The organism is Izhakiella australiensis (genome assembly GCF_002006995.1).
Lineage (GTDB): Bacteria > Pseudomonadota > Gammaproteobacteria > Enterobacterales > Enterobacteriaceae > Izhakiella > Izhakiella australiensis.
Genome location: NZ_MRUL01000002.1, coordinates 303,873 through 329,978 on the forward strand (window position 1 = coordinate 303,873; position 26,106 = coordinate 329,978).

The window sequence follows — 26,106 nt, forward strand, 5'->3', positions numbered from 1 at the left end:
CAACTAATTGAATTTAAATGAAATTATAAATAACACCCTGGTTTTAAAACATGGCCTAATAATAAAATGACATAATTAAAATCACAGGAAAACTAATTAACAGCATAATGATTAGCCTGGTAATTCACGGGTTACACATTGTTACACTTGCTCATCTTTATTTATTTTGAGCTTTATGACATTTTCATTTCGCCACCCAGCGTGAGCAAAAAAAATATATAATTACCAACAGGGCATACTATTTATGATGAAGCGCAAAGTTATTGCGGCACTGATCCCAGCGCTGCTGAGTATTACTGCGGCCAACGCCAGTGAAATTTATAATAAAGACGGTAATAAGCTCGATTTACAGGGCAAAGTTAACGTCAGCCACCAGATGTCTAACGATAAAGCCAACGATGGCGATATGTCCTACGCCCGTCTGGGTTTTAAAGGGCAGACTAAGATCAGCGACGAGCTGACCGGCTATGGCATGTGGCAATATCAGTATCAGTTAAATAACTCTGAAGGTAGCGATGCTCAAAACAATAACCGCACGCGTCTTGGCTTTGCTGGTTTAAAATACGCCAACCTGGGGTCTCTTGATTACGGGCGTAACTACGGCCTGATTTATGATGTGCTCGGCTATGCCGATATGCTGCCCAAATTTGGTGGCGATGCCGCCTTTAGCGACGGTTTCCTTGCCGGGCGCTCAGGCGGCGTGGCCACCTGGCGTAATCAGGATTTCTTCGGACTGGTAAAAGGACTGAGCATCGCCGCGCAATATCAAGGTAAAAATGAGCGGTCTGCCACCCAGACTGATGCGCTACGCCGCTCTAACGGCGAAGGTTATGCCACGTCTTTACAGTACAGCTTCGATTTTGGTCTGAGTCTGGTCGGCGCCTATGCCAACCTTGACCGAACCGCAGCACAGAATACCGCGCTGCGTGGCGACGGGGAAAAAGCCGAACTTTGGGCGGGCGGGATTAAATACGATGCCAACCAGATTTACCTGGCCAGCATCTACGGTGAAACCCGCAATGCGACGCCAATTCCCAGAGGCTATGCTAATAAAGCCACCAATTTTGAGGCCGTGGCCCAGTATCAATTTCTCAACGGTTTTCGTCCATCGCTGGCTTATGTAAGTTCCCGCGGTCAGGACGTAGAAAATATCGGCAGTGTCGATATCTACAAATACGTCAGCGTCGGCGCTTATTACTACTTCAATAAGAATATGAACATCTACGCAGAGTACAAAATAAACCTGCTGCAAGCAGATAATAAACTGGGACTGGCGAATGATGATATCAGCGTAGTAGGTCTGACCTACCAGTTCTGATTAAAGAAAACACCTGCTTGCTGACGATTAGGGAAAGGCATCTTGCCTTTCCCTCTCCATTAAGGCAGGACGCCAGCAGCCCGACGCGGAAAAAATCAGGGGGCCAGCAGGTCAAGATCGGGCCGCGCCAGCTGTGGTGCATTGACCGGCGGATCGAGCTTCAAAGTGACCCAGTTAGAGGTAACCCGCTGCTGCTGGCTATCTTCGACCGTCACCGAAAGGCGATACTCATTGCTCGCGCCGGGCGAATTGTCCCAGGGCGGAATAATGATGCTCCAGCCATCCGGACTGGCATTGTTTGCCGGCGGCGTCAGGCTCAGTGACTGGGTATCGCCCTGCCAGCTCAGGGCATGGATAGCGTTGGTATGACGAACCTGTAATTTCAGCGGCAAGTTTTCACCGGGCTGCACCTGCCATGGCGGCGTGGCGAGAAAAACGCTCAGCGTTTTACGCTGGCGGAATGCCATCACCGGCTGATCGCTGCGTTCAACCGCATCATAGCGACTCCCCAATAAAGAATGGGCCAGCGCAACGTTATCGGCGGAAAGTTGCTGGCTTAATGCTACCCCCGGGCGCCATGTCATTTTTAAACCAAACTGGTCCTGACTTTCCCCCTTTTCACCTTCGCTATGGCTGGCGGTAAAGGTAAACAGCGGCACCGGCGTGTAGCTGATACCCAGCTCAATTGCCGAAGGATTGCTATACGTATTGCCACTGTTAAACAGGTCGACGTTGTTGCCGAGATAGCGCTCCCAGGTAATGGATACGCCCAGCTGGCGATAGAAAGGCAGGTAGCCTTTAGTTGTAATGTCATAACCACGCGCCATCTGCATTTGCAGGTTGTCGCTACTGTTACGCCAGCCGCTCACCGGTTGGTAATAGTTAGCGGAAAAATGCAAAAAATCGCCCCAGGCTTCAGCGCCCAGTGATGCACGACGCATGTTTTCATCCATCAGCTGGTCGAGAAAAGCATTGTAGCCAAACATCCAGTTACGGGTCATCCAACGCTGCCCAAGCCCGGCATTCCCCATCAGGCCAACATCGGTTTGCTCAAGCCCAATCTGGCTGAAGGTCAGTTGCTGCTGGCGGTCAGCCAGCGGCGTAAGCAAGGAGGCCGAGGTGCCGTTAAAGCGGCCGTGATTATCCACCAGTAGCGAGATATTCGCAGTCCCATAGGGTGAAAGCAGGTGCTGGCCCTCATTTTCAGCCTTTTTAGCCACCTCATTACGAAAATGCTCAAAGGCCCACTGGCCAGCTTCATCACCAAAAGAGCTGTTGCTATCGCCGCTTTTACTGGCTTCAGAGATCGACCTGGCTGCCTCGGCAATACGCTTAAGCCAGCGGTTGCCGGTCGGCGAATTATCACTGCCAAGGTCGGGCAATTGCTGCGCCATTTCACTAAAGCGCGCGGGATTATCGAAAGGTGCACTGGCGATCTGCGCCTCCTCATCCTGGGCGTGGAGGCAGAATGACGTCAGGCTCAGACAAAGCGTGAGCCTGACAGCGGCATATTTGCGCGGTGAGTAAACAAGCCTAATCATGTTGATAGTGGACCGCCGCCGACGCAGCAATCAGTATGCAATCCAGGTCAAAAAAATTTCAGGCTACCTTAACATACTCCCTCTGAGATATTTTAATTTACGTGCGGTCTGGCGCCGTTACAGCGCGCGCCAAATCAGAATGGCAATCGAGGCGAATAAAACCCATTTGATCAGATAATAAACCGGTTTATTCCACTGTTTGAGTCTCTTACCTACCTTGCGGATAGCGTAAATATATTTAAATGCGCGATTAATACCGCCGGTACGATCGCCTGCCTGATTAGGTGCCGCCGCGGCGCCGACCAGATGACGACCAAACCAGTGATTGACGGCTTGCGCCCAGCGATAGCGCATCGGACGCTCAATATCACAAAACAGAATCAGCCGGTTTTCGCCGCTGGTATTTTCAGCATAGTGAATATAGGTTTCGTCAAACATAACGCCTTCACCGTCGCGCCAGCTATAGCGGATGCCGTCTACGTCAATAAAGCAGCGATCGTCATTTGGCGTCGCCAGCCCCAGGTGATAGCGCATTGACCCCGCATAGGGATCGCGATGACGCGGCAAACGACTGCCATCGGGCAGCTCAGCAAACATCGCCGCTTTCACGCCGGGCATCGTACGCAGTAGTCCGGTGGTGAACGGACAAAGTTCGCCCGCCGAGGGATGGGCGTCGTCATACCATTTCAGATAAAAGCGTTTCCAGCCGGTTTTAAAGAAAGAGTTAAAACCGGCATCGTTATATTTATCGGAGGTTTTAATTTGCTGCAGTTTTTGCAGCGCATCGCCCTCATCGCGGATTTTTTGCCAGTTGTCCTGCAAAACTTTTAGCTCAGGAAAGCGCTCGACGGGCAAAAAAGGCGTGGTGGGAATTTTGGAAAACAGATACATAAAGCAGTTCAGCGGCGCGACAAATGTTGAATGATCGGAAAGCTGACGCCAGAAGCCATAGCGTAACTTGCCACGACGGTGGACATACAACACAGAGACGATATAGATAAACAAAATGATGTATTTCATGGCGTGAATAATTTCCCCAATTAGCTCATCCCTTCCCCCCGGCCGTTACGCTGAGGTATTTCGCAAAAATTATAGGAAAAATTGCGGCGCCAACAAATACATCACTCACAAACTATTAAATTTCATTTAACCTATGTTTAACGTTTCACTACGCCAGCAGCTATCGTCACGCCTTGCATACGCTGGCGGCAATGACGATAACCTGCTGCTGTAAATTATTCCGCCGAGGCTATGACTGCTGCTGATCTAGCTGTTGCAGCATATCCTGTGCCGAATGATTACAGATAAAGTGAATCAGATCCTCCGGGCTTAGCGGGCGGGCAAACCAAAAACCCTGAATTTCGTCACAACCAAGGGACTGCAACATGCCGGCAGTGGTTTGATCTTCCACCCCTTCCGCCACCACCTGGTAGGATAGCTCTTTAAGCATCAGAATAAGATGACGAACGATGACGCAGCTTACCTGGCTGCAGGTAATATCTTTAAGCAGCGAACGGTCCAGTTTTATCACGTCCAGCGGCACCTGCTGTAGATAATTCAGGTTGCTGTAGCCGCTGCCAAAATCATCAAGAAACAGGCGCATACCGAGCTTGCGTAGCTGACTCAGACAGCCCATCGCTTCGGGCATCTCCAGCAAGCGTTCGGTTTCAAGGCATTCAAGCTCGATATCCTGCGGGCTCAGCCCATGGCGCGCCAGCGCGGCGATCAGCCGGTCGGCAAAGTTTGCCCGCCCCAGATCGCTGACGCTGATATTCACCGACAGCGGCAGAGCAATATTTTGCTGCCGCCAGTTCGCCAGCTGCTGTATCGCCTGATTAATTACCCAGTCACTGATAGCCGGCATCAGGGTGGTTTTTTCCGCCAGCGGAATAAAGCGCGCAGGCGAAACCTCGCCCAACACCGGATGGTTCCAGCGTAATAACGCCTCCACGCCGGTGATGGTTCCGTCATGCAAAGAAAGCTTTGGTTGATAGACCAGATGCAAGCCCGGCCCCTGGGCCAGCTGCCGTCCGAGATCGTTTAGCAGCTGAAAATCGTCTTTCTTAATCTGATCGGTAAAGCTGTCATATAAACACAGCGGTTGGCGATAATTAATCGCATCGTGCAACGCGCTGACGGCCCTGCGTAGCGTCTCCTGCGCGTCATCGCCGCCGCGAAACCAGGTCACGCCGGCATGGCACTGGACCGTGACCCGTACGTGCTTACTCATCCGCGTATGCAGGTTTTCGGCATCACCATCCAGCACCTCAAGTAATCCGTGCAGGCGCTCTTCCGGTAAATACAGCGCAAAACGGCCCAGCGCCACGCAATAAAGTGTCGCATCCTGCAAAGGCAGCTGCGTTTGCAGCAGCTGCGTCAGGTCTTTGAGCTGATTTTCTACCGCAACCATACCCAGCGCACAGGCCATCTGATAGGTATAAGAAAGGTTCAGGCAGTCAATTAATACTAACCCTGTGCGGCCATCTTCACGCGGCAGGGTGTTTAAGTCTTCAATCAGATGCTGGCGGTTGGGCAGCAGCGTAACGGCATCAAATAAGCCAACCGCATGGCGGGCATCCAGATAAGCTTCAACCAGCTGAGCAATTTTGGCCAGTACATCCTGCTGAATGTCAGTTAACTGGCGGGGAACCAGATCCGCCACGCACAGCGATCCGAGGATAGTGCCATCCCGGCCGTACAGCGGAATACCCGCGTAAAAGCGAAAATGCGGCGCCTCAACAACATAGCGCAGATGGTTGAAACGGCTATCCTCCAGGGTATCTTCGCAAATCAGTAAAGCCCCCTGCTCAACCGTTAAACGGCAAAAAGCTTCCTCAACCGGCGTTTCTGCCGGCAACAGCGAGTCGTGACTTTTCACATACTGCTTATCGTCAGCAATAAAAGTGACGTAGCTGTATGGCATGCCCAGCTGCTGACTGGTCAGATCGGTAAAGCGCGCGAGATAATGATCGCGCACGCGATCCTCAGTGGTCAGCATTTTTATCGCAAAAGGCTGGACAGGCTCGGCCTCTTCATGCAACTGCATAAACCTCTGCTCCCTGGTCCGTTGGTCAGGTGAATATTAAGTAAAATAAATCCAATCGGACTAAAGCAAAGCGGCAGCGCCTGTATCTGCCACTTTGCATCGCCAATATCATCAAGTATGGCTAACGGATTACTGAAGCGTTACGTGATTTCCGGAAATATCGGCAAGACAGGGGAAAGGTTTAGCAGCAAACGGACTGATTTTGTCCTGTGACGCTGCCACAGGCTTGATGCAGGCGCACCACCTCGCCAACGACAATAAGCGTTGGCGATCGTAGCTGATAACAGCTGACGTCAGCAGATAAATTACGCAAACTGCTGATGATAACCCGCTGATCGGGTCGGGTGCCGTTTTCGATTAGCGCCACGGGGGTATCGGCACTGCGGCCAGCAGAAAGCATCTGTCGGCACAGCGCCTCGCACCAGCGCAGCCCCATATAAAACACCAGCGTCTGTCGGCTGTCCGCCAGTAGTTCCGCGCCGATCTGCGGCTCGCCGCTGCGGCCATGGCCGGTAATCAATCTGACCGATTGTGAAAAATCGCGGTGCGTCAACGGAATACCCGCCGACGCCGAGCATCCCGAGGCGGCAGTAATGCCAGGCACGATGTGGCAGGCAATACCCGCCTGCTGCAGCCAGAGCATCTCTTCACCACCGCGGCCAAAGATGAAAGGGTCACCCCCTTTCAGGCGAATCACCTGCCGTCCACTTTGCGCTAGCTCCACCAACAGCTGATTAATATGGCTTTGCTTCATGCCGTGATGGCCTGGACATTTACCCACATCAATCAGCTCGGCGGTGGGCGCCACCAGCTGCATTACCTCATCGCTAACCAGTCGGTCGTAGACCACCACCTCGGCCTGACTCAGCAGCCGGGCAGCCTTCACCGTCAGCAATTCGGCATCCCCCGGCCCGGCGCCCATCAGCCAGACTTCACCGACAGCGCCTGACTGAGCGCGCGCGGCAGGTGGAGTGGCCGCTTCGTGCTTGCGCGTTGCGCGGCCTGCGCTGTACTGCATAGCGATCATGAGGTTACCTGGTCATCGCACATTGCAACCCTCTGCTGCGGCTCGCCGGCCACCTGCACCTTGCCGTTCACAACCTGCACCGGCCAGCTGCGCAGGCTGCGATCCGGGTTATCAATGCCCTTGCCGTCCTGCAAACGAAAACGCTGTTTATAGAGCGGAGAGATAACAACCGGCTCGCCGGCAACATCACCAAGAATACCGCGCGAAATCACGCTGGCATGCGTGCCTGGCTCCTGGTCTTGCAGGGCAAAAACGTCGCCGTCAAGGCGGAACAAAGCAATGCGTTCACCGGCCAGGCGGGCGCCAATTCCTGCCTGCGGCGGAATAGACTCCAGATCGCACAGCGTATGCCACCCCACCGAAGGCTGCTGCGTCGTGGTCAGCGCACGATACTCGGTTGCCGGGCGAAGCTGACCGCGTTCAGGCTGACGCTGCAGGGTTTCGTCCTGCTGCTGGCTGTTGACCGCCGTGTGGAACAGCGCGCGACGGTCAGGATTATCCAGCGTCGTTTTCCATTCACACTGGTAGGCATCCACCACCCGCTGCATGTCGACTTCCAGCTGTGCGCCAATTGCCAGCGAGTCCTCAATAACAACCTCGCGCAGGTAGTCCAGTCCCCCTTCCAGGTTATCCATCCAGACGCTGGTGCGCTGCAGACGATCGGCAGTGCGAATATAGAACATCAGGATCCTGTCGACGTAGCGGATCAATGTTTCACTGTCGAGGTCGCTGGCGAACAGGTCGGCATGGCGCGGCTTCATGCCGCCGTTGCCACAGACGTACAGGTTCCAGCCCTTGTCAGTCGCAATAATCCCAATATCTTTACTTTGCGCTTCGGAACATTCACGGGTGCAGCCGGAAACCGCCATTTTAATTTTATGCGGCGAGCGTAACCCCTTGTAGCGATTTTCTATCTCGATGGCGAAGCCGGTAGAATCCTGCACGCCGTAGCGGCACCAGGTGGCGCCCACGCAGGATTTAACCGTTCGCAGCGATTTGCCGTAGGCGTGGCCGGTTTCGAATCCAGCGGCAATTAAGTCGTCCCAGATAAGCGGAAGCTGATCGAGACTGGCGCCGAACAGGTCGATACGCTGCCCGCCGGTGATTTTACAATAGAGCTGATAGCGCTGGGCAATCTCGCCGATAGTAATCAGCCTCTGCGGCGTAATTTCGCCGGCGGGTATCCGCGGAACCACGGAGTAACTGCCATCTTTCTGAATATTGGCGAAGTAGCGATCGTTGGTATCCTGCAGCGGCAAATGTTCAGGTTTCAGCAGATACTCATTCCATGTCGAAGCCAGTAGCGATCCAACTAACGGCTTACAGACTTCGCATCCCAGCCCGTGGCCATGCTTAGCCAACAGCTGGTCAAATGATTTGATCTCTTCCACCTGAATCAGGTGCTGCAGCTGCTGGCGAGAGAAGGCGAAATGTTCGCAAACGTCTTTTTTCACCGCGACGCCATTCTGCGCCAGCTGATATTCCATGACCTGTTTAACCAGCGGTACGCAGCCGCCGCAGCCGGTTCCAGCCTTGGTCATGGCCTTGACGGCAGCCAGGTCGGTGGCGCCGGCGTTAACCGCCTGGCAAATCGTTGCTTTATTGACGTTATAGCATGAACAAATCTGTGCGCTGTCCGGCAGCGCGGCGACGCCCAGCGCTTTGGCTGGCGCACCGGCACTTTGCGGTAAAATTAAGCTTTCCGGCGCATCCGGCAGCGGCATTGCATTCAGCATCATTTGCAGCAGCATGCTGTACTCGCTGCTGTCGCCCACCAGCACCGCCCCCAACAGGCGTTGACCATCGGCGGAAACGACGATTTTTTTGTAGACTTCCTGCGGCTCGTTGGTCCAGTAATAGCTCTGGCTGCCGGGCGTCCGGCCATGCGCATCGCCCAGCGAAGCCACCTCGACGCCGAGCAATTTCAGCTTGGTGCTCATATCTGCGCCGTTAAACGCCGCCGTTTCGCCGGCAAGCGTGGCCGCCAGCGTCCTCGCCATCTGATAGCCCGGCGCCACCAGACCATAGTTTTCACCCTGCCACAGCGCGCATTCGCCGATGGCATAAACGCCGCTGTGCGAAGTCTGGCATTGATCATTAATGACGATACCGCCACGCGGGCCAAGGCTGAGTCCGGCGGTACGGGCCAGCGAATCCTGTGGCCGGATGCCGGCGGAGAACAGCACCAGGTCCGTCTCAAGCAGGACGTCGTCCGCGAAGCGCAGCTGTAATCCTCCATCAGGACTGGCTTCGATAGCCTCGGTCACTTTGCTGGTATGCACCCGTACGTCCAGCGCCTCAATTTTACGGTTGAGCATCTGCGCGCCGCCGTCATCAAGCTGAACCGCCATTAGCCGCGGCGCAAACTCAACCACATGGGTCTCAAGCCCCAGCTGTTTTAAGGCATTCGCCGCCTCCAGGCCCAGTAATCCGCCGCCGATCACCACGCCCCGGCGCGCATCCCTCGCCCAGGCGCTAATCGCCTCAAGGTCATCAAGCGTACGGTAAACAAAGCAGCCCGGCAGATCGTTACCTTCAACGGGGGGAACGAAGGGATAAGAGCCGGTCGCCAGTACCAGCTTGTCCCAGTGCAGCTCTTTGCCGTCGCTGTCGCGCAGAGTATGGCGATCGCAGTCAACAGCCAGCACTTCGCAGCCGGTGTGCAGCGTAATACCGTTGGTGGTAAAAAAACCGGGCTCAACCAGCGAGAGATCATCAGGGGTTTTACCGCTGAACCAGGAGGTGAGATAAACCCGGTCATAAGCCATGTAGCGTTCGGCGCCGTACACCACTACCTGATATTGCTGATGCAACTGTTTTTCTACCAGTTGCTGAAGAAAATGGTGGCCGACCATGCCGTGACCGACGACGGCGAGAATGGGTTTGCGCCTCATCATTACAACTCCTCCTGATGATTTTTTTGCTGGCGATGTTAGTACCGCCTGCAAATTGTCTCGCCCTGAATGATTAGTCGCGCTGATTTATATCAAAGCTAAAGCACAAACTGCCGAAAATTGATCCGTAACGATTCAGCAAGAATTTTACGTCTGGCTTATTTATATGCAGATCATATTTTGCCCGGTGCGAAAAAGCCTGGCTGATGCGCCCGGAATGATAATCGCGGCGAATTTCGGGACGGTGGCCAGCAACCTGATAACAAATTGTTAAAAAAAACGACAAACGACGATGTTTTATTGGAATCAGTTTGCGGCCTGCCGCACTTTGCGGCACACTCGTCACATCTGAACCAGGCACTTAACATGATCATCATCAGCCTGCAATCGAGTTGAATCTCAAAAGCGACAGATAAGCAGTGGCCTCTACGGTTTTGGATAGTTATCAGCAGCCTGAAAAGTACAGATGTGTCTGAAAGTGAGACCGGCCTTCAGTCGGTCAGATACAGGTACGCCAGGTGTTTGTCGTGAGCTTACTCAGCATATATCGAGGAATAGCGTGAAAATTCACATCGCCCTGACCCTGTTGACCGTGCTTACACTTGCCGGCTGCAAAGCGCCCGCGCCGTCCGTTAATGATGACACGCTGGTGACCAGCGAGGTTGATGGCGTAACGCTAACTCACCGTCATGCGGTTGAGGCCCCCAGCAGTTTTTCACCGGTAAATCAGCAGTGGCGGGCGCTATATAACGCGTCGGTGATGACCCGCCCCGATTTCAGCGGCAAAGTGGTCAGCTACCTGGAAAACGGTAAACCCTTTACCGTTTTAGGCAACGTACAAAACGGCTGGCTGGCTATTGCGGAAGCCGACCAGCAGCAGCTTATTGGCTATGTGCCCCTGCGCGCCGGGGTGATCGCTGACCGCTATGATGCGACGCTGCGTAGCGATCGCCCACGTCCGCGTAAAGCGGCAAAACAGGTGTGTGTTGACGTGGGCGGCGCCAGCAAAGCCTGCCGCAATAATAGTACCGCCACCTGGATCCTCGAATAATCGCCCTCATCAAGCGAGGGCTATATCCTTATTTATAATTAAATCTGGCAGCGCCACGGCGCCGCCAGAAGCTGACCGGAATTGAAACCGCCTGATGACGCAGGATAACATCGCTTATGAGCCAGCCAGCATGAATAGCGATAACCTTTTACTTCACTGTGCAGCGCCTCTGCTCAATACCATTGTGCAGCTGAGGCTGGCGGCGACTCATGACGATCCGCCGGCGCTGCGCTTGCAGCTGGTTGAGGAGATCCGGCGCTTTGAACAGCGTGGCAAACAGGCTGATATCCCCGCTGAAATGATTATCGCCGCACGCTACTGCCTCTGTAGCGCGCTGGATGAAGCCGCTGCGCAAACGCCATGGGGTAGCCGCGGCATCTGGTCGGGCAACGGCCTGCTGGTAAACTTCCATAATGAAAGCTGGGGCGGTGAAAAGTTCTTTCAGATACTCGCCCGCGCGTCGCAGGCGCCCCACCAGCATATCTGGCTGTTAGAAATTATTCATTATTGTCTGCTGCTCGGCTATGAAGGCCGTTACCGCACGCTGGACAATGGCCGCACTCAGCGTGACGGAATTCGCAATCGTTTGTCGAAGCTGATTGAAGAAACGCGCGGCTCCCCGCCGACAATGCTATCGCCGCCGCTGGAAGCCCGTCCGCGCCACGGTCCTTTATGGCGGCCTCCCGTTCCGCTTTGGGTTTCTCTTACGCTAACTGCGCTCATTGCCTGTCTGATTTATTCAACCTTTAACTGGCGCCTGAGCGAGCACGCCGCACAGCTGCTAAGCGGCATTTACCAGATGCCGTTGCCTGGCGAAAACGACAATAGCGGAGCACATCGCAGCGGCGGCTCGCCGTCGCTGTTGGATTTATCCAAACCGCTTGCCGATCTGATCAATGAAGGCAAGCTTGAAGTCATTGAAGGCAGCAATGACAGCAAAGTTATTATTTCTTCTGCTGCATTGTTTGACGCCGCCAGCTCGCAGCTAACGCCTGCGGGTCGTGCGCTGGTTTCACGCGTCGCAGTGGCGATGGACAGCAGGCGCGGCGCAATTCTGGTTAGCGCCTGGGCCGAGAGTCGTCCGCCATCGGAAGAGCGCTTTGCCACTAACTATGAATATACCCTGGCGCAGGCGCGCAGCGTTTCGGCGGTGCTACAGCGGGTTATGACGCAAAACCCTCATAGCATCCGCGTTGAAGGTCGCGGCAATAATGCCTCGGCCAGCAGCGCGACGCGTACTCATCAACGCCTGCTAAAAAGACGTATCGAAGTCACGCTTTATCCCAGCCCCGATAATGCCGGGGAAGCCGCCACACGGAGAAAACCCTGATGCGCTTACGCCGACTGGCAAGTCACCGTCTGTTCTGGGGCTTAATTGGCGTTGCCGCCCTGTCCGCGCTGATCTGGATGGTTGGGCCCATGCTCCCGCTGGGCGAGGCTCACTGGCTTGACGCCAGCAGTCATCGCCTGCTGGCGATCATGCTGTGCATTAGCCTCTGGCTGCTGCTGCGCGTGCTGCCCTATCTCTGGCGGCGCTGGTTTAACCGCCGCATGTTGACCAGTCTGGCGCAGAATGACCATGACAGAGCCGAGCAGCACGCGGCTAAAGAGCTTCTGGATGCCCGCTTTGCAGAGGCGGTCGGCATGCTAAAAAACGTGACCTTCGCCCAGGAGCAAACGGTTAAAAGTCGCTGGGGTCTGAGCCGCCTGCGCGCACAATATCTGTATGAAGTGCCCTGGTACATCATTCTCGGCGCCCCCGGCGCTGGCAAAACCACCGCGCTGACCAATTCCGGCCTGGCATTTCCGCTACAGGATCGCTTCGGGCGCGCGCCGGTACGCGGTATCGGCGGAACCCGAAACTGTGACTGGTGGTTTACCAATAAAGCGGTACTACTGGATACCGCCGGGCGCTACAGCCTGCATGAGGGCCAGCACGTGCGCGATGCCAGCGAATGGCAGACCTTTATCGCCCTGTTAAAACGTTACCGCACCCGTCAGCCCATCAACGGCGTGATGATGACCATCAGCGTCGCCGACCTGCTAAGCGATTCAGCTGAAGTCCGCTTTGCCCAGGCGAATGCCATGCGCCAGCGCCTGCTGGAGCTGCATAAACATACCGGAATACATTACCCGGTTTACGTGATGGTCACCAAAACCGATCTGCTGCGCGGCTTTATGAGCTACTTCTCGCGCATGGACAAAGCGCAGCGGGATCAAATCTGGGGGTTCACCGTACCCTGGCAACCCCAACATCAGCAGGATACTGAGCTGCAAGCGCACTTTGCCAGCCAGTTTGATTTACTGGCGTCGCGCCTTAGTGCCCAGTTACCGCAGAGGATGGCTCACGATGCCGACCTGAGCGAGCGGGCGGAAGCGTTCCTGTTTCCTCAGCAGTTCAACCTGATAAAACCGCTGCTGGCTGAGTATCTCGGGATTGTCTTTCGCCACCAGGAAGGCCCCTCCGGCTGGTCGCTGCGCGGCTTATTTTTTACCAGCGGTACGCAGGAAGGATTACCGTTTGATCGGGTGATGGGCGAACTTAGCCGCAAACTTCAGCTGCCGCAGCAGCAAAATCAGACTATCGCCGCCTGGGACAGCGTTAATCGCAGTGCGCCCATCCCGGCCAGCAAAGGACAGAGCTTTTTTATTCACGATATGCTGGAACAGGTGGTCTTCCCCGAACGCGGTCTGGCGGGCAGCGATCGCTCCTGGGAACATCGTAATCGGCTGTTTCATTGGTTCGGCTACGGCGCGCTGGCATTAGCGCTGGTGCTGGTATCCTGCTTCTGGACTACCAGCTATTTGAAAAATAACCACTATCTCAATCAAATCGCCCAGCGCCTGCCAGCCCTCAGCGGACAGGCACGGCAACTTGCGCACGATAACAACGGGTCCATACTGAATCTGCTACCCTTCCTGAATAACCTGGTACTATTGCCGCAGAACGGCGGTCTCAACCTCAACGATCCGCCTTTAAGTATGCGCGCAGGACTCTATCGGGGGGAGCAAATGAGCGATGCGGCCTGGAGTCTGTATCAGAACGCGCTTAATACGCTGCTGATGCCCAAAGTTGCGCAGGTGATTACCAGCAGCTTGCGCGATGACAAGGGTAACGACAATGAGTACAGTCGCAACGCGCTGCGCGCCTATCAGATGCTTTATCAGCCGCGCAGTTACGACGGTGAGTTTTTACGCGGTTGGGTAATGCAAAATCTGCAACGCAGCCTGCCGGCTTCGGTTACCAGCCGCGAACTTCAGCAGCTCGACTGGCATCTCAGTCAGCTACTGGATCGCCAGATTCAATCATCGCCCTATGCGCGCGATAACGCGTTGATGATGCACAAACTGGCAGTAGAACTGAATCATGCAGGTCTGAGCGATAACGGAGCAGGCAGCGCTGCCCCCATCGTCCACCGGCTTGCGGCCCGACGCTGACGCAGACTAAATAATGCTAAACAGGTCATAATTATGACGATGACACGCGGCCCTGGTTGGTATGGCAAGCTACCAACCACCGGCGACTTTATCCAGCACCGACTGACAGAAACCACCGTCAGCAGCTGGTTCAGTTGGATCCAGAGCGGATTGCAGACATGGCACCAGAATTACAGCCACGGCAATGATTTTTTGCACGCCCCGGTGTGGAATTTTATTCTGCCCGCGACCCTTGGCATACAGCGCGTTCAGCTTGGCGTGATGGTGCCATCGCAGGACCGCGTCGGACGCATCTGGCCGCTGCTGGCGATACAAAGCATCGCGGTAGATGGCTGGCAACCGTCACAGCTCAATCTGGCCCATGACTGGCTGTTTACGCTAGGACGATTACTGCACGACGCCGTGAATCAGCGGCAAAGTCCGCAAACGCTGGCAAGCAACCTCGCTGCGCTGCCAGCGTTGCCGCATAAAGTCGTGACCGGTCAGAGCCGGCAGGCCAGCGCAGGTCAACTGCCATGGAGCGAGGCGGCTAGCCAATTTGATCCCCATCAGTACACCAGCTACTGGTGGACGCAGCGAAGTGAAAAGCAGCCGTTAAAAACCCATCGTCACAGCGGTAAACTCACGGCGCAGTTATTTACGCTATTATTTAACCCCGAGCGTGGGGCCATGGCGGGCAGAAATGGACTCTATCCCCCCATGTTTGAGTAGCCCGGCCACCGGCCGCTGATTCAGGAAACCGCAATGCGATTCACCCTTGTTGATAGCAGCAACGACACCGTAATCCACCAGGTGGATTTTCAACCTCCGGGCGGCACGATCGGACGCAGCGGCGACAACGATCTGGTATTACCCGACCCGGATCGCGCTATTTCACGCCTGCAGGCGCTGGTGCATATCGCGCCGGGGGGCGAATGCCGATTGACCAGTCATGGTAGCGTTATGCCGGTTATCCTCCACGGCCAGCCGCTGGCCCGTGGCGAACAGGTCATTTTACGACATGGCGATGCGCTGACGATCGGTCACTACATGCTGAACGTGCAGGATCCTGCGCAGCCGCAAGACACGCCAACCGACGATCCACTGGCTTTTTTTCACCCACAATCGGCAGAAGAATCCGACCCGCTGGGGGTATTTGACGATCCGCCATTGCCGGCTGAAAAACCGCAGACTAACAGCGATACCCTGCCGCCGGAAGCGCCAAACGCGCGTCTGGGCATTAATCCGGTCAGTCACGATAACGGCATTGCTCATAGCGCCAGGACGCAGTCCGGCTCTGCAAGCGATCGACAAATGATGCGCGTGTTACTGGAAAGCATGGGGTTGGATAATCCGGATGATACCGAATTGTCCGAAGAGCAAATGCGCACCACCGGGCACATGCTCAGCCTGTTTGCCCAGGGGATGGTCGCCCTGCTTTCTTCACGCACCATTCTCAAGCGCGGCGTAAAAGCCGAACTGACGATGATCCTGAATGAAGCCAATAATCCGTTTAAAATTCTGCCGTCGGGCAAAACGGTTCTGATGCAGATGTATCAAAGCCAGATGCCCGGCTTTATGCCGCCGGAGCAGGCGGTGCGCGACGCGCTGGTTGACCTGCAGGCCCATCAACTGGGTATGATCGCCGGCATTCGCGCCATCATCGCCGCCATGCTGCAATCCTTCAATCCACAGCGCCTTGAAGACCAGGCGCGCCTGAGCGGCGTATTACCGCGCCTGGCGCTCACCAGTCAGAAAAAAGCCGCGTTATGGGACCATTTTTGCCGCCATTATCAACATACGGCAGGCGAACTTGAGGACGACTTTCATACCCTTTTCGGCGAAGCATTTCTGCACGCCTATGATATGGAAGTACATCAATATAAAGATTCGCAAATGCCAACGGATGAGCAATGAAAATTACCTTCGCCACCACTACGGAGACCGGCAATCGCCCCAGTAACCAGGATCAGCTGGTCACTTTTGTTGGTCAGCACAATGCCGGCTTCGCCGTCTGCGATGGCGTTGCCGGCACCGATGGCGGCGATACCGCAGCCCAGCTGGCCTGCGACACCTTGCTTACTCATCTCAGCCAGGACAGCGCCGTTCGACCGCAGCAGACCGCACAGTGGGTCGCTGATATCGATCGGCTAATACGCCGCGAGCAGCAACGCCGTCGGGAGCTGCACCAGATGAGCACCACGCTGGCGGCGCTGTTTATCGATCGCCAGCAGCCGCTAGCCTGGTGGATACACGCCGGCGACAGCCGGATTTATCATTTCCGCCGCGGTCATGCGCAGCACATCACGCGGGATCACAGTCTGGCGCAACAAATGCGCGAAGCAGGCTTTGAAAATACCGGAATTAACAGTAATTTGCTCTATAATGCGCTGGGGGCAGAAACCGCCCGTCCGGCCAGCTTTAGTGAAGTGCTGCCCCTTGAGGATGGCGATGTGTTCCTCATCTGCAGCGATGGTTTCTGGAGCCGACTGAGTCAGGCTGAGATGGAGCAGGCGTTACGTATGGTAACCGCGCCCGAGGAGTGGCTGTCGCTGATGATGAATGCCGCCTCCGGACAGGAAAAAAGGGATAACTTAAGCGCGGTAGCCGTTTGGGTAGGTTCGCCCCAGGAAACGACGCTGCTGCAATCTACTTCTGACTCGACACGTTTTCTACCGCCGCGTCACTGAAACAGGGAACGCTATGAAACTCTGGTTATCCGTCATTGCTGCATTAACCCTGGCGAGCAACGCCTACGCAGCTGACTATCGGGTAATTTATTCACCCAGCCTTGAGCTTGAAGTTTATATCGATGACGTTGCCAGCAATGCGCCGACCGACTGGTGCAAAGAGAAGCTGGCGCTGCGCATTGTCACCAGCGGCGAGCACAGCAGCAACGTTCTGCAGAATTTTCTCCCGCGCGTCGGTAAATTGCTGCAAAGCCAGTGCAGCAAGCTGACAGCGGTTTCCTGGCAGTTGACCAACAAGCAGGGAATGGCCGTAGCTACCGGCAGCGCTACGCAGGAGAACGACTGGCAGCCTAAGGTCTTCGCCGACGGCACCGCTGCAGCTACCAACAATAATGCCAGCCCGCTCGATCTGTCGCAGCCGGCGAATACGGCCGCTTTGCCCCGTTTTGACCTGCCCGGCGGCTGCCATTTCCGCACCTGGTGGGACGATCGGGCCCAAACATTGTTTATTCCTGACGATAAAAATCTGCGCTGCGCCGCGGACGGCTGGCTGGAGGGCGCGACGCGACTGACTCTCAATCACGATGGCAAAAGCGAGCCGCTACCGGTAACGTTTTTCCAGGGCTATCCTTTGGCAAATATCCTGTCGCCAGAAAAATCAGCACTGAAGACGGTCACGGTTAATAACCAGCGCATGCTTCTGGGACGTAAAGAGAGCACCGACAGCTGGCTGCTGTTGCCTTTCAACAAACAGCTGCACGTCTGGGAATTTAAAGGGACGCTGCTGGTAAAAATGGATAAACAGCAGGCGGAAGATACCAGTGCGCTGAAGAAACGCATTGAAACCCTGCGCCAGCAATGGTCCGATGTGGTCCCGGCAGGAAGCCATCTCAGCGTGATGCTGGTTAACGATATTCACCCCGACCTCGCCGATCCTGCTATTGGCGCATGGCGGACCCTGACTGACTGAATTAATTGAAGCGGCTCACAGAGAGTGATGACTATGTCGGCAACTGAGAATCAAAAAAATCCCTCCAGCGCCCTGCCGGCGGGATACCGCTTTAATGAGTTTGAAATTCAGGAGGTCATCGGCGGCGGCGGCTTCGGCATCGTATACCGCGCCTGGGACCACCAGCTGGAACGCACCATCGCCATAAAAGAATATATGCCGGTCTCACTGGCTATGCGGCGCGATGATTTGCAACTGACTCTGCGCAGCGAACGTTACCAGAAAATGTTTGAGGCCGGATTGAACAGCTTTATTCAGGAAGCGCGGTTACTGGCGCGCTTTAACCATCCCGGACTGCTACACGTACTGCGTTTCTGGGAGGATAACGGCACCGCCTATATGGGCACCTTGTTTTATGAGGGGATGACGCTGAAAGCGTGGCAGCAAAACAGCCCTGAGACGATCAATGACGGCTGGATTCGTCGGATGCTGCCGCCGCTGTTCGGCGCCATCAGCACCATTCACCGGGCTGGCTATCTGCATCGTGACATTTCGCTGGATAATATTCTGATCCAGGAAAATCAGCTGCCTTTACTACTCGATTTCGGCTCTGCCCGCCGTGAAATCGGCAATCTGAGCGACAACACGGAGATTATGCTCAAGCCCGGCTACGCGCCTATTGAGCAGTATAGTGAAGACAGTGAAAGCGATCAGGGGCCATGGAGCGATATATATGCCCTCGGCGCGGTACTGCATGCGCTGGTTACCGGCAGCCCGCCGCCGGTCAGCGTGGTGCGCTGCATTGAAGATAATTATCAGCCGCTGGCGCAGCTCCGACCGGAAGGTTATTCATTACCGCTGCTGCACGCCATCGACAGCGCGCTGGCGTTGAAAGCTGAAAATCGGCCACAGAGCATTGAAGCCTTTGCCGAGCTGGTCGACCTGCCGGTTCCGGCGGTGGAGGATTTAATTTCCCAGCTGGATAGTAGCGCCAGCCCACCGCTTCAGGTCGATGATCCGGCGCTGCAGCAGGAGATACAGCAGGCAGTGGTTAATCCGGGAGCCGCCGCCGCCGAAGTCATTACGCCGCGCAGCGGTCGTAAGCTTTCACCAATGGTGCTGGCACTCGGCGCCTGCGCGCTGGCGGCGGTCGTCGCGCTGGTGGTATGGCTCAACGGCGATAAGCCGGTAAACGCTGAGCCAACCAGCACCCAGACCGCAGCGGCGCCAAAGCCCGACGCAACGCCAGCGGCCAGCGCCCCGGCCTCGCCAGCCACGACAACGGCAACGGTTTATCTCAGACTTAACGCCAGCCAGCAGCTGCTGGTCAACGGCAAGCCAACGGCGCTAAACCCTGATGGCAACGGCTTTGCGGCACTGAAGCTGGCCGCCGGCGACTACACATTTGAGTTAAAAGGCGTCAGCGGCTCGCGCCAGCAGCTAAAAATCAGCCAGCCGGGCACCTGGTTGATAAATCTTCCCTGAGCCTGACTGTCCACTTACCTTAGCCAGCCAGGCCGTGATGCAGCAATTGTATATCACGGACCTGCTGCACCAGGTCGGTGAGGCAGTCATCCTGCATGCCGCGCCTGAGCAATTCCTGCTCAAGATTAAAAAGATACTGCGCGTTGCTGCCGAGCGGGCCGCTGGCACTGGCGATCAGCGGCGCGATGGTGCTGGCGCAGACATCACTTTCATACAAGGGATGACGCGGATCCATTACAAACACCAGCGCCGTCACCACCCGACCATCATCCAGCTGTAATTCGCACCAGGTGGGCAGGTAGCAGCCGGTCACCATTTCTCGCTTCCACAGCAGCTCCAGCTCTTCCTGCAGGCGCTCCTGAGGCAAGCAGAAAGCCAGGCCGTGAGTTTTGCCTCCCTGCTTTAGCGCCAGCATGCGTCCCGGCTGCGCCGCGGTGCCGCGCCCGGCCGTCAGGCGCAGACAAAAAGAGCGGTGCCAGCCCTGAAGCGTACCCTGCGCTATCTCGTCAGCTTCAAATACCGGATTCCACATCAGCGAGCCGTAGCCAAAAATCCACACGGAGGAATTATCAGGACGACAGGAAAGCGTTGCGGCCAGTGAGGCAGCGCGCTGCTCGCAAGTCCACAGCAGCGACGCCTCAATATCGCCGAATGCCGTTTTACAGTCGGCCTTGAGTAAGAAATCACGCGTTAACACCCTGCACCTCCAACGCTTTTGCCCCCACCAAATGAACCCAATTCAGACTGGTCATTACTTAGCAGCCAATTGATATGACAGTATCAAATATGCCGTCAGGATCAAATATGTGAACAGAGTCAAAATTTGGCACGGGCCTGACAACCAATATCGCTATAAACAATATCGGCAGCGTTGGGCAAAACCCCAGAGTTGACTTAAGGCAAAAGGCGAAATTCAGCTATTTTTATGCCATTTGCCATCATCGCCTTTATGGTATTGATTTTTAACCGCGGACCAGGCGACTTTATGCGCCACTTCCTCGCGTGATTCATTGCCACGGCGCGCTTGCGCTGATTTGTACTGATCCCAAGCGTGATTAAACGCCTGCTGATAGATTTCCTGCCCATGGGCGGGCAATACGTTACGTACGCTGTCCGGTAATTCGGCGTGTGATGAGTACGGCATGCTGACCTCCTTTAATCAATAAAAGTATGGCAGCGATACCCGCCAGCGCCATCTGGCAAAAAACAGGTGATTTAAGGAAAAAAGTAGCGATAATCATCATTTAAATAATACTTTAGTGGATAAAGGCCATATAAAAACCAAAATTAATTTTATATAAAAAAATTAACAGCATGTATTTAATAGAATTTATTAAGTTAATACGCACAATTATGAACGCTATGCAAAAAGACGACAAAATAGTAAAAAAACCGTAAAAATAATGAATTTTCCTGATAAAATGTCTACAATTTCCTCATTAGAAAGCAATTGATACCGAACGCACTTTTGGCGGCGATTATGCTGCCCGCGTTAAGCGACGCCCGTCGGGTGTAATGTAACAAGGAGAACCCCGTTATGCATGGCCTGGAGGGTGTAAAAACCCGTCACAAAGAATACAGTCTGATCCTTCCCGTTGCCGCGCTGCTGGTACTCTGGCAATGGGGCTCATCGCAAAACTTCCTGCCGGTCATTGGCATCAACTTACTGGCGCTGGTCGCCATACTCAGCAGCGCATTCAGCGTCGTACGCCATGCAGACGTGCTGGCGCACCGCCTGGGAGAGCCATACGGTTCGCTAATCCTCAGCCTGTCGGTCGTTATTCTGGAAGTCAGCCTTATTTCCGCGCTGATGGCTACCGGCGACGCGGCGCCCGCGCTGATGCGCGATACGCTATTCTCAATCATTATGATCGTCACCTGCGGACTGGTCGGCTTTGCGCTGCTGCTCGGCGGGCGAAAATTTGCCACTCAGTACGTTAACCTCGGCGGCATTAAACAATATCTGATCGCCATATTCCCACTGGCGATAATCGCGCTGGTTTTTCCCGCCGCCATGCCCGGCGGTAACTTTACCAGCGGCCAGGCTCTGCTGGTGGCGGCTATTTCCGCTGCCATGTACGGCGTCTTTCTGCTGATTCAGACCAAAACTCACCAGAGCCTGTTTGTTTATGAGCACGAGGACGATGGCGATGACCCGCATCACGGCAAGCCCTCGGCGCACTCTTCGGTCTGGCATACGCTCTGGTTGCTCATCCATCTGCTGGCGGTTATCAGCGTGACCAAAATGAATGCCAATCCGCTGGAGCATCTGCTCAGCGAGCTGAACGCACCCGGGCAATTCACCGGTTTTCTGGTGGCGCTGCTGATCCTGTCACCGGAAGGATTGGGGGCAATTAAGGCGGTGCTGGTCAATCAAACACAGCGGGCGATGAACCTGTTTTTTGGCTCGGTGCTGGCCACCATCTCGCTGACGGTGCCGGCGGTGACCATTATCGCCACCCTGACCGGTCAGCAGCTGATTTTCGCCCTTGAACCACCGCAAATGGTCGTGATGTTAGCCGCACTGCTGCTGTGCCAGGTTTCGTTTTCTACCGGACGCACCAACGTGCTCAACGGTGCTGCCCACCTGGCGCTGTTTGCCGCCTATCTGATGACCATCATGCTGTAACCGCAGATAAAAAAAGGAGTCGCTGCCGCGACTCCTTTTAAACAATTGAAGGGACTTTTCTTTAGTGAGAGGTATCCAGTTCGGGAAAGCTTTTCACCAGATCGTCGATGGCTTTCATCTGCGCCAGGAACGGTTCCAGCTTGTTTAGCGGCAGCGCTGAAGGGCCATCGCATTTAGCGCTGTTCGGTTCAGGATGCGCCTCAATAAACAGACCGGCTAACCCTACCGCCATGCCGGCACGAGCCAGTTCGCCAACCTGAGCGCGGCGGCCGCCGGATGCGGCGCCGAACGGGTCGCGAGTTTGCAGCGCATGGGTAACATCGAAAATTACCGGGCTGTTTTTAGTGGCGTTTTTCATCACGTTGATACCCAGCATATCAACCACCAGATTATCGTAGCCAAAGTTAGCGCCGCGCTCGCAGAGGATCACCTGGTCATTGCCGCCTTCGGCAAATTTCTCCACGATGTTTCCCATCTGGCCGGGACTGACAAACTGCGGCTTTTTCACGTTAATCACCGCGCCGGTTTTCGCCATCGCCTCGACCAGATCGGTCTGACGCGCCAGAAAAGCAGGTAGCTGGATAACATCAACCACTTCGGATACCGGCTGCGCCTGGGACGGCTCATGAATATCGGTGATAAGCTTAACGCCGAAAGCCTGCTTAATATCCTGAAAAATTCGCATGCCCTCTTCCAGACCCGGCCCGCGGTATGAGCGGATAGAAGAGCGATTAGCTTTATCAAACGAGGCTTTAAATACGTAAGGAATATTCAGCTTTTGCGTGACGGTGACATAATGTTCGCAAATGCGCATCGCCAAGTCGCGCGACTCCAGCACGTTCATACCGCCAAAAAGTACAAACGGCAGATCGTTTGCCACTTTAATCTCGCCAATGCTGACAACTTTTTCTTTCATGTCTTCGCCTTATTTAATGAAGGGTAATCTGCTTGTGTTCTATCGCGTTGATCTGCACCTTTATCAGCTCGCTGATTGGATCTTCCGGGCACTGTTCAACAAAATAGGTCAGATCGGTCAGAGCAATATGTTCACACTCAAGCTGAGCAAAAATAAGCCCGCGATCGCGAATTTCATACGGGTCTTCCGGATCCATCTGCACCAGCACCTGGCTGGCTTGCAGCGCCAGCTCCATCTGCTTCTCTTCCATCAACGCCGATTTCAGGGTATCGAGCATTTTACGAATAACGACTACCGGCTCTGCCTCTTCTAAATCGTCTTCAAACAGCTCTTCGACCGGACCAATGTTCCCTTTTAGCCACACGTCCAGCGTGTGCTCATCAAGGGTTTCGCCATCAAATGGATTAATCAGCCACATTTCACCATCCAGCCAGTCGGCGCGCAGAATCAACTGGGTGGGGAAAATCACCGGCATCAGGGGTAGCTTAAGCTCGTGTGCGATGTGTAACAACACAATGCCGAGCGATACCGCCGACCCCTGACGGGTATGTAACACGTTATCCAGCCAGAGTACGTCGGAAAGACGATAAACCCCGCTGGCGCCGCCAAAGCGCCAGCGCTGATAGAACAGCTCCAGCAGCTGACTGACCTGCATATCCTGCTCAAGGCCAGCGGGAATAACCTCCCTGGCCTCGGCTACCAGCGCCTTCAGCTGTGCGCGCACCCGCTCTGCGGGAAAGTCCTGGCGAATAGCCTGTGATGCAACAATTGCCGCCTCGCTGAGCGGCGCCCCGTGAAAATCAAATTCTGTAAGAGAGGTCATTATTTACCCCAGTAAAAGACTTTTAGTGATAGCCAGCCGAATGACCAGAGCTACCACCGCCAGCGCGATAATAAAGGCCGTCAGACGTATTTTTTGCGATCGAGGACGACGTCCTAAAGCTATCGAGCCTAGTGCGATGTAGATAATAACGCCAATTAGCTTCTCAGTCAGCCAGCTATCCTGCGTTAGCAATACGCCAAGCTGCATCAAGGTCGCCAGGGTAATGCCGGACAGCAGCAGCAGCGTATCATTAAGGTGCGGCGCGATCTTCACCCAGCGCTGCTGCAGGCGCGCCGGTGAGCGCAACAGCCAGAAAAAGCGCAGCACGAACAGGCTCAGACTGATGATGACAGTGAGGATATGGAGGTTTTTAATCAGCGGATACCAACTCATGGGGTTACTCACGTAGCTCTCTGTCCAAAAGTAATGCGCTCATTACCACCATAGTCCCGGCAGGTTTCAACCTTGACAAAACCCGCAGCGCACAGCATCTGACGCACGCTGTCGGCCTGCTGCCAGCCGTGCTCCAGCAGCAGCCAGCCACCGCTATGCAGGTGCGCCGCCGCGTGCAGAACAATATGGCGAATATCAGCCAGCCCCTGCTCATCGGCAACCAGCGCGCTGGCCGGTTCGAATCGCACATCACCCTGCGTAAGATGACTATCTTCTGCATCAATATAGGGCGGATTACTGACAATCAGATCAAAACGCCGATCGTGCAGCCCGGAAAACCAGTTGCTAAGCAAAAAGCAGGCGTTATTTATTGCCAGCGTTTTACCATTGTGCTGCGCCAGACTGACCGCCTGCCCGACGCGATCAACGCCGATGACCTGCCAGCCGGGCCGCTCACTGGCCAGCGCCAGCGCGATGGCGCCGGTGCCAGTGCCCAAATCCAGCGCCAGCCCTTGCGGCGCGACCATTTTTTCCAGCGCGCGCTCGACCAGCGTCTCTGTATCAGGCCGTGGGATCAGCGTGGCAGGTGAAACCTGTAGCGCCAGCGACCAGAACTCGCGCTCACCGGTAAGATAAGCGACAGGTTCGCCCTTTTCTCGCCGGGCCAGCAGCGTATCAAGGGTAGCCAGCTGCGCGTCATCCAGCACGGTTTCATCGAACGCGCGTATCCAGCTGCGGCCCTTGCCAGTGACAAAGGTCAGCAAAATTTCCGCGTCGCGTCGCGCACTTTCACTGTTTTTCAGACGCGCAGCGGCGGCGGCCAGCCACTCACGGATACGCATTACTCCTGCCCGGCCAGCGCCGCCAGCTGATCGGCCTGATGTTCATGCACAATAGGCTCAACCAGCATATCAAGTTTGCCTTCCATCACTTCGTCCAGCCGGTAGAGCGTCAGGTTAATACGGTGATCGGTCACCCTTCCCTGCGGAAAGTTATAGGTGCGGTTACGGTCGGAACGGTCACCGCTGCCCAGCAGGTTACGTCGGGTCGAGGCTTCTTCCTGCTGACGCTTCGCCGTTTCCGCCGCACGAATACGGGCGCCGAGTACCGCCAGCGCTTTCGCTTTGTTTTTATGCTGGGAGCGCTCATCCTGACACTCCACCACAATGCCGGTGGGCAAGTGAGTAATGCGGATTGCGGAGTCGGTGGTGTTAACGTGCTGACCGCCCGCGCCCGATGAACGGAAGGTGTCGATTTTCAGGTCGCCAGGGTTAATATCCGGCATCTCCGCTTCCGGCAGTTCAGGCATAACCGCCACGGTGCAGGCCGAGGTATGAATGCGTCCCTGAGATTCCGTTTCCGGCACCCGCTGCACCCGGTGACCGCCGGACTCGAACTTAAGCCGGCCGTAAGCCCCCTCGCCGGCGATACGGGCGATAACCTCTTTGTAGCCGCCATGCTCACCGTCATTGGCACTGAGAATTTCCACCTGCCAGCGGCGGCTTTCAGCATAGCGGCTGTACATGCGAAACAGGTCGCCGGCGAAAATCGCGGCCTCATCGCCGCCGGTCCCGGCGCGCACCTCGACGAAGCAGGAGCGGTGGTCATCAGGATCTTTTGGCAACAGTAGCACCTGCAGCTGCTGCTCCATCTCTTCACTCTGTTCGCGCAGGGCTTTTAGCTCCTCCTGCGCCATATCACGCATTTCAACATCATCAAGCATCATTTGCGCGGCCTGCAGGTCTTCTTGTACCTGCTGCCAGCGCCGAAAACAGCTGGTCACGTCGGTAAGCTGAGCATATTCGCGCGACAGCGCCCGGAACCGCTCCTGGTCTGCAATAACGCCGGCATCGCCGAGCATCGCTTCCACTTCTTCATGGCGTTCCTGAAGCGCTTCCAGTTTGGCGACAATAGAGGCTTTCATCGT

The 26,106-nt window shown here is 55.3% G+C and carries 22 protein-coding genes and 1 pseudogene; 10 read left to right on the top strand and 13 right to left on the bottom strand.

Annotated elements, in window-relative coordinates:
- The first annotated feature begins 244 nt into the window (after nucleotides 1-244).
- A complete protein-coding gene (locus tag BTJ39_RS04770) occupies nucleotides 245-1,318 on the top strand; it encodes a porin (RefSeq protein ID WP_078001531.1) in 1,074 nt (357 codons plus the stop codon).
- 95 nt (nucleotides 1,319-1,413) lie between these two features.
- Here BTJ39_RS04770 and BTJ39_RS04775 read toward each other — a convergent pair whose 3' ends face one another.
- The 6 genes and pseudogenes from BTJ39_RS04775 to BTJ39_RS04800 all read right to left on the bottom strand — a co-directional run bounded on the left by BTJ39_RS04775 (nucleotide 1,414) and on the right by BTJ39_RS04800 (nucleotide 10,187).
- Nucleotides 1,414-2,859, bottom strand: a complete 1,446-nt coding sequence (locus BTJ39_RS04775; RefSeq protein WP_078001532.1) for a YchO/YchP family invasin — start codon at nucleotides 2,857-2,859, stop codon at nucleotides 1,414-1,416.
- Nucleotides 2,860-2,976: 117 nt separating this feature from the next.
- Complete coding sequence (gene lpxO, locus BTJ39_RS04780) at nucleotides 2,977-3,879, bottom strand: lipid A hydroxylase LpxO (RefSeq protein ID WP_078001533.1); 903 nt, start codon at nucleotides 3,877-3,879, stop codon at nucleotides 2,977-2,979.
- 229 nt (nucleotides 3,880-4,108) lie between these two features.
- Nucleotides 4,109-5,905, bottom strand: coding sequence for a putative bifunctional diguanylate cyclase/phosphodiesterase (locus tag BTJ39_RS04785; protein ID WP_078001534.1), 1,797 nt, complete (start codon nucleotides 5,903-5,905; stop codon nucleotides 4,109-4,111).
- Nucleotides 5,906-6,086: 181 nt separating this feature from the next.
- Entirely contained in the window at nucleotides 6,087-6,923 is an 837-nt protein-coding gene (gene cobA / locus BTJ39_RS04790; protein WP_078001750.1) for a uroporphyrinogen-III C-methyltransferase, read from the bottom strand.
- Between the two features lie 5 nt (nucleotides 6,924-6,928).
- Nucleotides 6,929-9,817, bottom strand: a pseudogene (gene nirB / locus BTJ39_RS04795) (nitrite reductase large subunit NirB); the annotation flags it as partial.
- An 82-nt stretch (nucleotides 9,818-9,899) separates the two neighbouring features.
- Nucleotides 9,900-10,187, bottom strand: a complete 288-nt coding sequence (locus tag BTJ39_RS04800; RefSeq protein ID WP_206744992.1) for a hypothetical protein — start codon at nucleotides 10,185-10,187, stop codon at nucleotides 9,900-9,902.
- A gap of 198 nt (nucleotides 10,188-10,385) precedes the next feature.
- Here BTJ39_RS04800 and BTJ39_RS04805 point away from each other — a divergent pair, with 198 nt between their 5' ends.
- The 8 genes from BTJ39_RS04805 to BTJ39_RS04840 all read left to right on the top strand — a co-directional run bounded on the left by BTJ39_RS04805 (nucleotide 10,386) and on the right by BTJ39_RS04840 (nucleotide 19,418).
- The gene (locus BTJ39_RS04805) at nucleotides 10,386-10,877 is read left to right on the top strand and encodes an SH3 domain-containing protein (RefSeq protein ID WP_078001537.1); all 492 of its coding nucleotides are present in this window, start codon (nucleotides 10,386-10,388) and stop codon (nucleotides 10,875-10,877) included.
- A gap of 94 nt (nucleotides 10,878-10,971) precedes the next feature.
- The gene (gene icmH, locus BTJ39_RS04810) at nucleotides 10,972-12,207 is read left to right on the top strand and encodes a type IVB secretion system protein IcmH/DotU (protein ID WP_078001538.1); all 1,236 of its coding nucleotides are present in this window, start codon (nucleotides 10,972-10,974) and stop codon (nucleotides 12,205-12,207) included.
- Nucleotides 12,207-14,315 carry a type VI secretion system membrane subunit TssM gene (gene tssM / locus BTJ39_RS04815; protein WP_078001539.1) on the top strand — a complete coding sequence of 703 codons (2,109 nt, stop codon included), beginning with the start codon at nucleotides 12,207-12,209 and terminating at the stop codon, nucleotides 14,313-14,315. Before icmH ends, tssM begins: the two co-directional genes overlap by 1 nt.
- Before the next feature lie 33 nt (nucleotides 14,316-14,348).
- Nucleotides 14,349-15,026 carry a type VI secretion system-associated protein TagF gene (gene tagF, locus BTJ39_RS04820; RefSeq protein WP_078001540.1) on the top strand — a complete coding sequence of 226 codons (678 nt, stop codon included), beginning with the start codon at nucleotides 14,349-14,351 and terminating at the stop codon, nucleotides 15,024-15,026.
- Between the two features lie 33 nt (nucleotides 15,027-15,059).
- Nucleotides 15,060-16,211, top strand: coding sequence for a type VI secretion system-associated FHA domain protein TagH (tagH, locus tag BTJ39_RS04825; RefSeq protein ID WP_078001541.1), 1,152 nt, complete (start codon nucleotides 15,060-15,062; stop codon nucleotides 16,209-16,211).
- Nucleotides 16,208-16,984 (top strand): PP2C family protein-serine/threonine phosphatase, encoded by a 777-nt coding sequence (locus tag BTJ39_RS04830; protein WP_078001542.1) that lies wholly within the window; start codon nucleotides 16,208-16,210, stop codon nucleotides 16,982-16,984. Before tagH ends, BTJ39_RS04830 begins: the two co-directional genes overlap by 4 nt.
- Nucleotides 16,985-16,997: 13 nt before the next feature.
- Nucleotides 16,998-17,954: a hypothetical protein gene (locus tag BTJ39_RS04835; protein ID WP_078001543.1), complete on the top strand. Its 957-nt coding sequence runs from the start codon at nucleotides 16,998-17,000 to the stop codon at nucleotides 17,952-17,954.
- Between the two features lie 33 nt (nucleotides 17,955-17,987).
- Complete coding sequence (locus tag BTJ39_RS04840) at nucleotides 17,988-19,418, top strand: serine/threonine protein kinase (RefSeq protein WP_078001544.1); 1,431 nt, start codon at nucleotides 17,988-17,990, stop codon at nucleotides 19,416-19,418.
- Between the two features lie 19 nt (nucleotides 19,419-19,437).
- Here the strand turns inward: BTJ39_RS04840 and BTJ39_RS04845 are convergent, their stop codons facing one another.
- Together BTJ39_RS04845 and chaB are read right to left on the bottom strand one after the other, a co-directional pair.
- Nucleotides 19,438-20,115: a gamma-glutamylcyclotransferase gene (locus BTJ39_RS04845; RefSeq protein ID WP_078001545.1), complete on the bottom strand. Its 678-nt coding sequence runs from the start codon at nucleotides 20,113-20,115 to the stop codon at nucleotides 19,438-19,440.
- Between the two features lie 216 nt (nucleotides 20,116-20,331).
- Nucleotides 20,332-20,562, bottom strand: coding sequence for a putative cation transport regulator ChaB (gene chaB, locus BTJ39_RS04850; RefSeq protein ID WP_078001546.1), 231 nt, complete (start codon nucleotides 20,560-20,562; stop codon nucleotides 20,332-20,334).
- Nucleotides 20,563-20,955: 393 nt separating this feature from the next.
- Between chaB and chaA the strand changes: the two genes are divergently transcribed.
- On the top strand, nucleotides 20,956-22,047 hold the full coding sequence (chaA, locus tag BTJ39_RS04855; protein ID WP_078001547.1) for a sodium-potassium/proton antiporter ChaA: 1,092 nt from the start codon (nucleotides 20,956-20,958) through the stop codon (nucleotides 22,045-22,047).
- Nucleotides 22,048-22,108: 61 nt separating this feature from the next.
- Here chaA and kdsA read toward each other — a convergent pair whose 3' ends face one another.
- From kdsA to prfA, 5 genes are read right to left on the bottom strand one after another with little or no spacing between them, the layout of a single operon-like run.
- On the bottom strand, nucleotides 22,109-22,963 hold the full coding sequence (gene kdsA, locus BTJ39_RS04860) for a 3-deoxy-8-phosphooctulonate synthase (RefSeq protein ID WP_078001548.1): 855 nt from the start codon (nucleotides 22,961-22,963) through the stop codon (nucleotides 22,109-22,111).
- Between the two features lie 13 nt (nucleotides 22,964-22,976).
- Nucleotides 22,977-23,786, bottom strand: a complete 810-nt coding sequence (sirB1, locus tag BTJ39_RS04865) for an invasion regulator SirB1 (protein WP_078001549.1) — start codon at nucleotides 23,784-23,786, stop codon at nucleotides 22,977-22,979.
- Between the two features lie 3 nt (nucleotides 23,787-23,789).
- Nucleotides 23,790-24,179, bottom strand: coding sequence for a SirB2 family protein (locus tag BTJ39_RS04870; protein ID WP_078001550.1), 390 nt, complete (start codon nucleotides 24,177-24,179; stop codon nucleotides 23,790-23,792).
- Nucleotides 24,180-24,187: 8 nt separating this feature from the next.
- Nucleotides 24,188-25,021 (bottom strand): peptide chain release factor N(5)-glutamine methyltransferase, encoded by an 834-nt coding sequence (gene prmC / locus BTJ39_RS04875; protein ID WP_078001551.1) that lies wholly within the window; start codon nucleotides 25,019-25,021, stop codon nucleotides 24,188-24,190.
- Nucleotides 25,021-26,103 (bottom strand): peptide chain release factor 1, encoded by a 1,083-nt coding sequence (prfA, locus tag BTJ39_RS04880; protein ID WP_078001552.1) that lies wholly within the window; start codon nucleotides 26,101-26,103, stop codon nucleotides 25,021-25,023. Before prfA ends, prmC begins: the two co-directional genes overlap by 1 nt.
- Between the last annotated feature and the right edge of the window lie 3 nt (nucleotides 26,104-26,106).

Coding starts and splice junctions, on each gene's coding strand:
- prfA (WP_078001552.1), bottom strand. CDS start 26,103: ATGAAAGCCTCTATTGTCGCCAAACTGGAAGCGCTTCAGGAACGCCAT.
- kdsA (WP_078001548.1), bottom strand. CDS start 22,963: ATGAAAGAAAAAGTTGTCAGCATTGGCGAGATTAAAGTGGCAAACGAT.
- tagF (WP_078001540.1), top strand. CDS start 14,349: ATGACGATGACACGCGGCCCTGGTTGGTATGGCAAGCTACCAACCACC.
- BTJ39_RS04835 (WP_078001543.1), top strand. CDS start 16,998: ATGAAACTCTGGTTATCCGTCATTGCTGCATTAACCCTGGCGAGCAAC.
- tagH (WP_078001541.1), top strand. CDS start 15,060: ATGCGATTCACCCTTGTTGATAGCAGCAACGACACCGTAATCCACCAG.
- chaB (WP_078001546.1), bottom strand. CDS start 20,562: ATGCCGTACTCATCACACGCCGAATTACCGGACAGCGTACGTAACGTA.
- BTJ39_RS04870 (WP_078001550.1), bottom strand. CDS start 24,179: ATGAGTTGGTATCCGCTGATTAAAAACCTCCATATCCTCACTGTCATC.
- BTJ39_RS04775 (WP_078001532.1), bottom strand. CDS start 2,859: ATGATTAGGCTTGTTTACTCACCGCGCAAATATGCCGCTGTCAGGCTC.
- BTJ39_RS04785 (WP_078001534.1), bottom strand. CDS start 5,905: ATGCAGTTGCATGAAGAGGCCGAGCCTGTCCAGCCTTTTGCGATAAAA.
- BTJ39_RS04840 (WP_078001544.1), top strand. CDS start 17,988: ATGTCGGCAACTGAGAATCAAAAAAATCCCTCCAGCGCCCTGCCGGCG.
- BTJ39_RS04830 (WP_078001542.1), top strand. CDS start 16,208: ATGAAAATTACCTTCGCCACCACTACGGAGACCGGCAATCGCCCCAGT.
- icmH (WP_078001538.1), top strand. CDS start 10,972: ATGACGCAGGATAACATCGCTTATGAGCCAGCCAGCATGAATAGCGAT.
- cobA (WP_078001750.1), bottom strand. CDS start 6,923: ATGCAGTACAGCGCAGGCCGCGCAACGCGCAAGCACGAAGCGGCCACT.
- lpxO (WP_078001533.1), bottom strand. CDS start 3,879: ATGAAATACATCATTTTGTTTATCTATATCGTCTCTGTGTTGTATGTC.
- tssM (WP_078001539.1), top strand. CDS start 12,207: ATGCGCTTACGCCGACTGGCAAGTCACCGTCTGTTCTGGGGCTTAATT.
- prmC (WP_078001551.1), bottom strand. CDS start 25,021: ATGCGTATCCGTGAGTGGCTGGCCGCCGCCGCTGCGCGTCTGAAAAAC.
- chaA (WP_078001547.1), top strand. CDS start 20,956: ATGCATGGCCTGGAGGGTGTAAAAACCCGTCACAAAGAATACAGTCTG.
- BTJ39_RS04770 (WP_078001531.1), top strand. CDS start 245: ATGATGAAGCGCAAAGTTATTGCGGCACTGATCCCAGCGCTGCTGAGT.
- sirB1 (WP_078001549.1), bottom strand. CDS start 23,786: ATGACCTCTCTTACAGAATTTGATTTTCACGGGGCGCCGCTCAGCGAG.